Below are 11,010 nucleotides of genomic sequence, written 5' to 3' on the forward strand. Positions count from 1 at the left end.
CAAAACATCCAATAAAAAATATACATAAATAAAATACCTGAAAACATTATGAGAATATTTAAACCTCTCTTTTTATTTACGTTATCCATATTACTATTATCATGTAGTAACAACTCGGTTTTGAATCAGGGCAAATGGAAAATAAGTTATAATGATGAAAGCAAAACAATAAACATCGAGAAAGAAGGAAAAGCCCTTTTTGAAAATGTTTATCCATCTTACAAGCTAGGCGATAAGCTTATTACTGCTAAAGAATACACAAGTTCGAAAGTTGAACAGAATGCCCTATCCGATCAGTTCGGAAAAGGAACCGTTCTCAGCATTACATACACAAGTAAAGAACTTCCGACTTTAGTACAATCGTTTTACGTATATACGGACAGAGACTACATTCTAACCGATTTCACTTTATCGGGAGACAGCAATGTTTCGTCCAATTATATGGTTCCAATAAACGTAGAAAAAATGCTTCCCGTTTTAGAGAAAGGTGATAACAGAGCGTTATTTATTCCTTTTGATAACGATGCATGGGTTAGATTTCAGTCTCATCCATTAACTTTCGATAAACTGAGAAGTTACGAAGTAGCTACTGTTTTCAATAACAATACACGTAATGGTATCGTGATTGGCTCTGTAGAACACGATAACTGGAAAACAGCTATCGATATGACTAAAGGCGATGACAGCAATATCGGTTCTTTGGTATGCTACGGAGGTATTGCCGATTCACTGACTCGTGATTCAAAACCTCACGGAACATTATCAGCTAAAACAATCAAATCGCCAAAAGTACTTATCGGAGATTTCGCCGATTGGAGAAACGGAATGGAAGAGTACGGAAAAGCAAATGCAATAGTTACACCTCGCAGAGCATGGGATAAAGCAATGCCTTTCGGATGGAACAGTTGGGGAGCATTGCAATTCAATCTTACTTACCAAAAAGCATTGGAAGTGTCGGACTTCTTTAATGATAACCTGCAAAACAATCATTTTATAAATCCTGACAATACAGTATATATTGGTCTCGATTCGGGTTGGAACAGTTTCACCGAAGACGAACTAAAATCGTTCGTAGCCAAATGTAAAGCAAACGGGCAAATAGCAGGTATTTATTGGACTCCATTTACCGATTGGGGTAAAAATCCTGACCGTGCAGTAGACGATGTACCCGAATATAAATACAAAGATATATACGTGTATGCCAATGGAAAACCTCAGGAATTTGACGGGGCTTATGCAGTAGATCCTACTCATCCTGCGATTGAACAAAAGATGAAAATAACATCAGAATTGTTTCGCCGTTGCGGCTTCGAATATGTGAAGATGGACTTTATGACTCACGGAGCAATGGAAGGCGACAAATGGTACAAACCTGAAATTCAAACAGGTATACAAGCCTATAATTATGGTATGCAATTACTCGATAAATATTTCGGAGATATGTTTATCAACTTGTCAATTTCACCTATTTTTCCTGCACAATACGCACAATCGCGTCGTATAGCTTGTGATGCGTGGAACAAAATAAAAGATACCGAATATACTATGAATGCCGTTTCATACGGTTGGTGGATTGATAATATTTACCAATTTAACGATGCCGATCATATTGTATTGAGAGATGCTACCGAGGGAGAAAACAGAGCCCGTATAACTTCGGCAGCTATCACAGGATTATATATTGCAGGTGACGATTTCAGCAAAGCTGGTCCAACAGATGCAAAAGAAAGAGCTAAAAAATTCCTGACCAATGCAGATGTAAATGCAGTTGCACAAGGTCGTTCTTTCCGTCCCGTTGAAGGAAACGGTACTAAATCGGAAAATCAATTTATACATACCGATGATAAAGGAAATATGTATTATGTAATCTTCAATTATCAGGAAGAAGACGCTACAGTTAAAGTTCCACTTGAAAGAATAGGACTGGATGCTACCAAAGAATATACAGCAAAAGAACTTTGGAGCGGAGCAAATGTGGATATGAAAACTCCATTAACCGTTCCTGCCAAAGATGTAAAACTATTTAAGATCAACAAATAGTACACCACTACCATATGGGCGAACACATAAGTTTGCCCATATACATTGAGGGCAGACTCACAGGTCTGCCCCTACCAAACAAAATACAATAAACAAAATTATGAAAAAGATAAAAGGATTAGCACTTACACTCCTACTATTGATATTCATGAATGTACAGGTATCTGCATCGCCCAATAACAATCGCCATAGGCTATGGTACAAACAACCAGCTAAGGTGTGGATGGAATCGAGTCCTTTGGGTAATGGTCGTATAGGAGCAATGGTTTATGGAGGAGTCGAAACCGAAACAGTTGCCCTCAACGAGGTAACTATGTGGTCCGGAGAACGTGACAAATTTCAGGAACGTCTCTGCGGAAAAGATATACTAAATGATATCAGACAACTCTTTTTTGCAGGAGATTATTCGAAAGGTAATAGAATAGCATCAGAATATCTATCGGGAACTCCCCATTCTTTTGGCTCACATGTGCCTTTGGGCGACATGAAAATAAACTTCAAATACCCTCAGGGAAATATATCTGATTACAAAAGAGAATTAAATCTGGAAAATGCAATTAACACCATTACATTCAAGGTTCGAAATGTAAAATATACCAGAGAATATTTTTGTAGTAATCCAGATGAAGCTTTAATTATCAAATTATCGGCAAGTAAAGCAAAAGCTCTAAACTTAAATCTATCCTTTGATCTCTTGCGTGAATCTGAGATGCGGACTACGAATAATGGTCTCGAATTTTCTGGACAAGTTTCTTTTCCCAAACAAGGACCGGGAGGCGTTAACTTTCTCGGAAAAGTAGGAGTAACCATCAAAGATGGAAAAGTTACAACTAAAGATGGAAAAATCGAAATTACGGATGCAACGTCTATTGTAATCGCTTTTGATGTAAGAACAGATTATAGTAATCCCAAGTACAAAGAAGATTGCGTAAAAACAGTCGATAATGTTCTGGCTCAAAACTATGATAAAGTTAAGCAAAATCATATTGGAGATTATTCAAATCTTTACAAAAGAGTTGATCTGTTTTTAGGAAACAGCGAAACCGATAATCTCCCTACAGATATAAGATGGAAAAAGGTAAAAGACGGAGCAAATGATGTAGGTCTTGATGCTTTATTCTTCAACTATGCACGCTATCTGCTGATTGCGGCATCGCGAGAGAACTCTCCTCTTCCCGCTAATCTACAAGGAATCTGGAACGATAATCTGGCTTGTAACATGGGATGGACTAACGACTATCACTTAGATATTAATACTCAACAAAACTATTGGTTATCTAATATCGGAAATCTAGCCGAATGTAATAAACCATTGTTCAATTATATCAAAGACCTCTCTATTGAAGGTCAAAGAACAGCTAAAAACGTATACGGTGCACGTGGATGGACAGCACATACCGTAGCTAATGTATGGGGCTATACTTCTCCGGGAGCGGGACCCAACTGGGGATTATTTCCTATGGCTAGTGCATGGATTGCTTCGCATCTATGGACACATTATAATTATACATTAGATAAAGATTTCCTCAAAGACAAAGCTTATCCTATATTGAAAAGCAATGCAGAGTTTTTGTTGGATTATATGGTCGTAAATCCCAATAATGGATACCTGATGACGGGACCAAGCACCTCTCCCGAAAACTCATTCATATACAAAGGTGAAGAATTGTCGTTATCTATGATGCCTACCGCCGATAGAGTTTTAGCTTTCGAAGCATTAACTTCGTGTATCGAAATATCCGATATATTAGGAGTTGATAAAGAGTTTCGTGATAGTCTTAAAAATGCATTAGCAAAACTTCCTCCTCTCAAAATCGGAAAGAATGGAGGAGTACAAGAGTGGTTCGAAGACTTTGATGAAGCTCAACCCAACCACCGCCACACCTCACATCTATTGGCATTATATCCATTCTCTCAAATATCGCCAGTTAAAACTCCTGTTTTGGCAGAAGCCGCTCGTAAGACAATGGAATTGAGACTTGCCGCAGAAGGTTGGGAAGATGTAGAGTGGAGCCGAGCAAATATGATTAGCAACTATGCACGCTTACTAGATGCCGAAAAAGCTTACGAAAGTGTAGTATTATTAGAACGTAATTTCTCCAGAGAAAATTTGCTTACCATATCACCTGAAGGCATAGCAGGAGCACCATACGATATATTTATTTTTGATGGAAACGAAGCTGGCGGAGCAGGTATTGCCGAAATGTTGTTACAAAGTCACGAAGGATATATTCAGTTTCTTCCAGCCTTACCTAAAGAATGGAATACCGGTTCCTTCAAAGGGTTACACACCCAAGGAGGTGCAGAAATAGATCTGAAATGGGCAAATGGTGAAGTGACAGAAGCTAAACTTAAAGCCATAAGTGCAAATACTTTCAAATTAAAAGTTCCACAAAGAACTAAAAAAGCACAATTCTCTAAGAATGGAAAAGCCTTCAATTTAACTCCTGATGCAAATGGATTTGTTGAAGTTACATTGAGTGCAAATGATTTTATAGAATTAAAATAAGGTTTCAGAACTATTTATGACTTTGGCAGGTATACTTATAAAAGACTCAGAAATAGAGGGATTAAATACTATCAGTTATATGCATATTTGCCAAAGCAATAAATAGGTTTAGAACCTTACTAAAAACGTGTATTATGAAAAAATTACTTATCGCTTTCATTGCGATACTTCTTCCACTTTCATCTGTGATATCACAGAAACAACCCGAGCTTAAACTCTGGTACGACAAACCGGCACTTAACTGGATGACTTCGGCACTACCTCTAGGGAACGGTCGTCTCGGAGCTATGATATATGGAACTGTCGAGAAAGAACATATCCAATTCAACGATAAAACTTTATGGACGGGCAGTAAGACCGAAAGAGGTGCATACCAAAACTTTGGAGATGTATATATAGAGTTTGATAATCATGCGAATTATAGTAACTATAGACGTGACCTGAGTATTGATGATGCAATTGCTCATGTAAATTACAAATCAGCCGGGGTACAATATTCACGGGAATATTTTGCCAGTTATCCTGACAATGCTATTGTTATGCACTTTTCAGCAAACAAAAAAGGAAAGGTAAATTTCAAAGTCAACTTACAGGATTCTCATCAAGGAAAAATGAATGTTAATGGTAATTCTATATCCATTGATGGAAAATTAACTCTATTGTCATACGAAGCATCATTAACTGTTGTAAGCGACGGCGGAGAGGTTTCTGCAAATGGAAATTCAATTCAGGTTAGCAATGCTAACAATGCTACTATTATATTGGTAGGAGGTACTGATTATGACCCTGCCAGCCACAACTATCTAACAAAAAAAGATTGGAGAGAATCTATCAAGTCAACAAAGGAAAAAGCCATTTCGAAAGGCTATCAAGCACTGAAAAGCAATCATATAAAAGATTATCAGTCACTTTTCAGCCGCGTTTCATTAAACATTGGAAATACTAAGCCTACAATTCCAACTAATGAACTTATCAGAAAATATACAATGGGGGAATATAACCCAGCTTTGGATGTACTGTTTTTTCAATATGGACGTTATCTTGCCATAGCATCATCCAGAGAAGGGCTCGATTTACCATCTAATTTACAAGGTGTTTGGAACAACAGCAATACTCCTTCGTGGGAATCGGATATACATTCTAACATCAATGTTCAGATGAATTACTGGGCAACAGAAGTTGCTAATCTTGCCGAATGTCATATGCCATTTATCAATTATATCTACAACGAAGCTGTTATACAAGATTCGTGGAAGAATATGGCATCTGAGCTAGAAGCCAGAGGATGGGCTATGAGAACTCAGAATAATATTTTCGGATATTCGGATTGGAACTGGAATCGACCTGCAAATGGTTGGTACTGCTTGCATTTATGGGACAAATACCTATACAATCCTGACAAAGAATATTTGAAAAACGTGGCTTATCCCGTTATGAAATCAGCTTCCGAATTTTGGTTAGACCGCTTATTTTTTGATGATAATGGACAGTTACTAGCTGTGAACGAGTGGTCACCCGAGCAGGGTCCATGGGAAAATGGAGTAGCTTATGCACAACAAATAGTTGCAGACTTATTTAGTAATACCATTCAAGCAGCCAAAATATTAGAAACCGATTCTTCTTTAACAAGCGAACTAGAAGGGAAATTATCTAAAATGGATCATGGTCTCAATATTGGAAGTTGGGGACAATTACGAGAATGGAAGTATACGGATGACGATCCGGAAAACAAGCACAGGCATATCTCACATTTGTTTGCTTTATATCCTGGAAAAGCAATTTCGCCTATTTATACCGACAAATATGCTAATGCAGCCCGAAAAACTTTGGATGCAAGAGGTGATAGCGGAACAGGTTGGAGCCGTGTTTGGAAAATAGCCTTTTGGGCACGAATGCTTGACGGGAACAGAGCATTTAAACTGCTAAACAGTTCGTTGGAATTAACTAGCGATACGGGTACAGATTATATGGCTAAGGGCGGTGTTTATGAGAATTTGTTGTGTGCACACCCACCTTTCCAAATTGATGGGAATCTAGGTGTGACAGCCAGTATGTCAGAATTATTACTACAAAGCCATTTAGGAGAAGTGCATTTGTTACCTGCTTTACCCGACAAATGGCCACAAGGTGAAGTTAAAGGTCTTAGAGCAAGAGGAGGTTTTGAAGTAGATATTAAATGGAAAAACAATCGAATTGAGATGGCAAATATCAAATCTAATCAAGGTGGTATTTGTAAACTAAGAACCAGTACTCCGATAAAGGTTATGGGGCAGGAAGTTAGTTCTCAAAAAGATGATAAAGGATATTACATTACAATCATAAATACTAAACCTAAAACTAGTTATCAGATAAAGGCATCTTAATTAAGGTTTCAGATCGATCTATGCCTTTTTTAATATAACACTCAACATAAGAAAAAACAAAATGGATTTACAACGAATAAAGAACAAATTCCAATCACTCTTTGGTGAAGGCGGTGCACTTTACACTGCTCCCGGACGTATCAACCTGATCGGCGAACATACCGACTATAACGGCGGATTCGTACTACCCGGCGCCATCGACAAAGCCATGTACTGCATGATCAAACCAAACGGAACAACAGACACCGTAAAAGCATACGCTTTAGACCTCGAAGAAATGGACGAATTCCAACTAGACGACGTACCCATCAAACAATGGGCAAAATACATCTTCGGAGTCTGCCTTGAAATGATCAAACGAGGAGCCAAAATACAAGGCTTCGACGTAGTCTTTGCAGGAGACGTACCACTAGGCGCAGGCATGTCATCCTCAGCAGCACTCGAAAGCTGTTTCGGATTCGCACTAAACGATATGTACAATTTAGGTTTCGACCGATTCGAACTAGCCAAAATAGGACAAGCCACCGAACATAACTACGTAGGCGTAAAGTGCGGAATCATGGATCAATTCGCATCCTGCTTCGGAAAAGAAGGATCACTCATCCGTTTAGACTGTCGCTCCTTAGAATACGAATACGTACCATTCGATCCCAAAGGATACCGATTAGTACTCATCAATACCTGCGTAGAACACGAGCTAGCCTCATCAGCCTACAACAAACGCAGAGAATCATGCGAAAACGCAGCCTCATACATCCGTAAATACCATCCCGAAGTAGAATTCCTAAGAGACGCAACACTTGATATGCTCAAAGAAGTAGCCAACGAAGTAAGCGCCGAAGACTACATACGAGCAGAATTTGTAATCGAAGAAATTCAACGTCTGTTAGATGCCTGCCAAGCCCTTAAAGAAGGAGACTACGAAACAGTAGGAAAAAAGATGTATGAAACCCATATCGGTTTAAGCCGTAAATACGAAGTAAGTTGTCCCGAACTGGACTTCTTAAACGATGTTGCCCGGCAGTGCGGAGTAACCGGCTCTCGTGTTATGGGTGGAGGTTTCGGTGGCTGTACCATCAACCTTGTAAAAGATGAATTACACGATGGCTTTATCAAACGTGCTACCGAAAGCTATGAGCAAAAGTTCAAGATCAAGCCTAAAGTGTACGATGTCATTATTAAAGATGGTGCCCGAAAATTATAAGGCTACAAGTCTTATTGTTACCTGAGTTCACACATAGAGGGCAGACAAATAGGTCTGCCCATACCTATAAAAAGAAAAGAAATTTAAATAAAAACATGAAACCAACATTATTTGTACTTGCTGCCGGTATGGGGAGCCGATATGGAGGATTAAAACAATTAGACGGATTGGGTCCTAATGGCGAAACTATTATGGACTATTCGATTTACGACGCTTTACAAGCGGGATTTGGCAAAATTGTATTCGTTATACGTCAATCATTCGAAAAGGAATTCAGAGAAAAAGTAGCTTCAAAATACGAAACTAAAATTCCTGTTGAAATAGTTTTTCAGGAGTTAGACAACCTTCCCGAAGGATTTGTATTGAATCCCGAACGTGAAAAACCTTGGGGAACAAACCATGCTTTACTGATGGGTAAAGACGTGATTAATGAACCTTTCGGAATCATAAACGCAGATGACTTTTATGGACGAGAAAGTTATCAGATACTTGCCGGGCAGCTCAAAAAGATGGGTGGCCACACAAAGAATTATTGTATGATTGGCTACCTCTTAGGAAATACATTATCGGAAAGCGGAAGTGTGGCTCGTGGTGTTTGTGAAATTGATAATGAGAATTATCTCACAAAAATAGTAGAACGGACAAGTATTGAGAGAATTGATGGTGTACCTTCTTATAAAGATGAAAACAACGACTGGAAAAGTCTTACAGATACAACACCCGTTTCTATGAATATGTGGGGATTCACTCCCGATTATTTCGAACTATCGAAAAGCTCTTTTGTTGATTTCTTAAAAGAAAATCAAGATAAGCCAAAATCGGAGTTTCTTATTCCAACTCTAGTTAATACCTTAGTAGAGAAAAACGAGATAAAAGTTAAACTTCTCAATACCCCTTCTGTATGGTTTGGTGTAACCTATGCAAAGGATCGTCCGGAGGTAGTACAAAAAATTAAAGATCTGGTAAAAGCAGGAAAATATCCTGAGAAACTATTCTAATATATTAGAACAATTTCTCTTACAATAACCTTATATACTCTATTATGAAAAGACTCTCTTTTATTATAAGTCTGTTATGTTTTAGTATTTGGACACAAGCCCAAATACTAAACGTTTCGGATTTTGGCGTAAAACCCAATACTTTTGTTGATGTAACAGAAAGTGTTCAACAAGTTATAAATGCTTCGTCCGAGAATGAAAATACAACTATTGTTTTCCCTAAAGGACGTTACGATTTCTGGCCTGACAAAGCTGAGAAGAGAGAGTACTTTATAACTAACACATCATCCGAAACCGATTGCCCATCGAAAATAAAGAGTGTCGGATTATTATTCGAAAATAAAAAGAATATCACTGTCGAAGGCAATGGCTCTCTATTTGTATTTCATGGAAAGATGACTTGCTGGGCTATTAACAAATCGGAGAATATAAAATTTAAAAATATAAGTGTAGACTTTGAACGCCCAACAATGTCTGAAATGACATTTCTCGAAGTTTATCCCGATTCCATCATAGCAGCCATACACCCCGACTCCAAATATGCAGTTATTGATAATAAATTAAAATGGTATGGCGAAAAATGGGGTATGAATACATATTTCACCCTTTTGGTAGATACAATACAGGGTACAAATATGTATAGCTCGTCCGATCCTATCCAACAAAGTAAAGCAACCGTTCTCAATCCCTTAAAAGTGAAATTTGAAGGAGACTTTTCGAATACTAATTATAAGGCAGGGAAAATATTCACATTGAGAGATCACATCAGAGATCATGTAGGAGTATTTGTAAACTTGTCAAAGAATGTACAATTCGAAAATCTGAATATGCATTATATGCATGGGTTGGGTATTGTTTCTCAGTTCTCAGAAAATCTATATTATAAAAATATAACTATCGTACCATCTCACGGTCGTGCTATTGCTGCCTTTGCAGACGGTATGCATTTTTCGGGATGTAAAGGAAGTATAAAAATTGAGAGTTGTCATTTTAAAGGACTACATGACGATCCGGTAAACGTTCATGGAACCTATTTACAAATAAAAGAGATTAATACTCCTAATTTTATCACTGTTAAGTTTATGCATGCTCAAACTTATGGTATGCCCGCTTTCTTTGAAAACGACTCTATTGCTTTTGTACACTCTCCTACACTCCAAACAAAAGGTTTTGGCATTATTAAAAGCGTGAAACGACTATCAGATCGAGAGATTCAACTCGAATTAACGAAACCTCTACCTAAAGAAATAAATAAAGGTGATGCTATCGAAAACATTACATGGACACCTTCTCTTGATATACGTAACTGCAAATTTGAGATGACAAATACCAGAGGGTTACTTGTAACAACACCGAAGAAAGTAATTATAGAGAATAATCATTTCTACCGTACAGGAATGTATGCAATTATGATTGCTGCAGATGCAGGAAGTTGGTATGAATCGGGAGCTGTGAACGATGTTCTGATCCGTAATAATGTATTCGAAGAATGCGGATACAATATACCCTCTAAAGATTATGTAATTGCCATAATACCCGAAAATCATGAATATGCAAAGAATGACTGGGTACACAGAAATATCAAAATTGAAAATAATACATTCAAAATTAATGGTAATCTTATACTGAAAGCTAAAAGTACACAAGGACTGATTTTCAAAAATAATCTGATTGAATATGCTCCTTTTGTTTCACCATTAGATAAAGATCTGCCTAAGACTAACGCGTCATTCGATTTAGATAATTGTTCGAAAGTTATAATCAGTAATAATATATATAAGTTGCCATCTCAAATATCGGTAAACTATAATAGAATGAAGCAAACTGATATTAAGTCTGACAAAAAAGAAAAATTAATATTTAATTAACACATTCACTTCATACAATAAAATAAAG

6 protein-coding genes are annotated in these 11,010 nt (G+C 37.5%); all 6 read left to right on the forward strand.

Annotation, left to right across the window (positions count from 1 at the left end):
• Positions 1 to 48: 48 nt before the first annotated feature.
• Positions 49 to 2,040, forward strand: coding sequence for an alpha-galactosidase (locus tag HGC4_RS07765; RefSeq protein ID WP_050709557.1), 1,992 nt, complete (start codon positions 49 to 51; stop codon positions 2,038 to 2,040).
• A 100-nt stretch (positions 2,041 to 2,140) separates the two neighbouring features.
• On the forward strand, positions 2,141 to 4,549 hold the full coding sequence (locus tag HGC4_RS07770) for a glycoside hydrolase family 95 protein (RefSeq protein WP_050709558.1): 2,409 nt from the start codon (positions 2,141 to 2,143) through the stop codon (positions 4,547 to 4,549).
• Positions 4,550 to 4,683: 134 nt separating this feature from the next.
• Positions 4,684 to 6,912 (forward strand): glycoside hydrolase family 95 protein, encoded by a 2,229-nt coding sequence (locus HGC4_RS07775; RefSeq protein WP_050709559.1) that lies wholly within the window; start codon positions 4,684 to 4,686, stop codon positions 6,910 to 6,912.
• Between the two features lie 61 nt (positions 6,913 to 6,973).
• A complete protein-coding gene (gene galK, locus HGC4_RS07780) occupies positions 6,974 to 8,116 on the forward strand; it encodes a galactokinase (protein WP_050709560.1) in 1,143 nt (380 codons plus the stop codon).
• 95 nt (positions 8,117 to 8,211) lie between these two features.
• Positions 8,212 to 9,114 (forward strand): sugar phosphate nucleotidyltransferase, encoded by a 903-nt coding sequence (locus HGC4_RS07785; protein WP_050709561.1) that lies wholly within the window; start codon positions 8,212 to 8,214, stop codon positions 9,112 to 9,114.
• A gap of 44 nt (positions 9,115 to 9,158) precedes the next feature.
• The gene (locus tag HGC4_RS07790; protein ID WP_050709562.1) at positions 9,159 to 10,982 is read left to right on the forward strand and encodes an alpha-1,3-galactosidase-related protein; all 1,824 of its coding nucleotides are present in this window, start codon (positions 9,159 to 9,161) and stop codon (positions 10,980 to 10,982) included.
• The last annotated feature ends 28 nt before the right edge of the window (positions 10,983 to 11,010 follow it).

It is taken from the genome of Dysgonomonas sp. HGC4 (genome assembly GCF_001261715.1).
Taxonomy (GTDB): Bacteria; Bacteroidota; Bacteroidia; order Bacteroidales; family Dysgonomonadaceae; genus Dysgonomonas_A.

What these genes read in the sequence shown, in the direction of transcription:
- HGC4_RS07765 (WP_050709557.1), top strand. Translation starts at nt 49, where the DNA reads ATGAGAATATTTAAACCTCTCTTTTTATTTACGTTATCCATATTACTA.
- HGC4_RS07770 (WP_050709558.1), top strand. Translation starts at nt 2,141, where the DNA reads ATGAAAAAGATAAAAGGATTAGCACTTACACTCCTACTATTGATATTC.
- HGC4_RS07775 (WP_050709559.1), top strand. Translation starts at nt 4,684, where the DNA reads ATGAAAAAATTACTTATCGCTTTCATTGCGATACTTCTTCCACTTTCA.
- galK (WP_050709560.1), top strand. Translation starts at nt 6,974, where the DNA reads ATGGATTTACAACGAATAAAGAACAAATTCCAATCACTCTTTGGTGAA.
- HGC4_RS07785 (WP_050709561.1), top strand. Translation starts at nt 8,212, where the DNA reads ATGAAACCAACATTATTTGTACTTGCTGCCGGTATGGGGAGCCGATAT.
- HGC4_RS07790 (WP_050709562.1), top strand. Translation starts at nt 9,159, where the DNA reads ATGAAAAGACTCTCTTTTATTATAAGTCTGTTATGTTTTAGTATTTGG.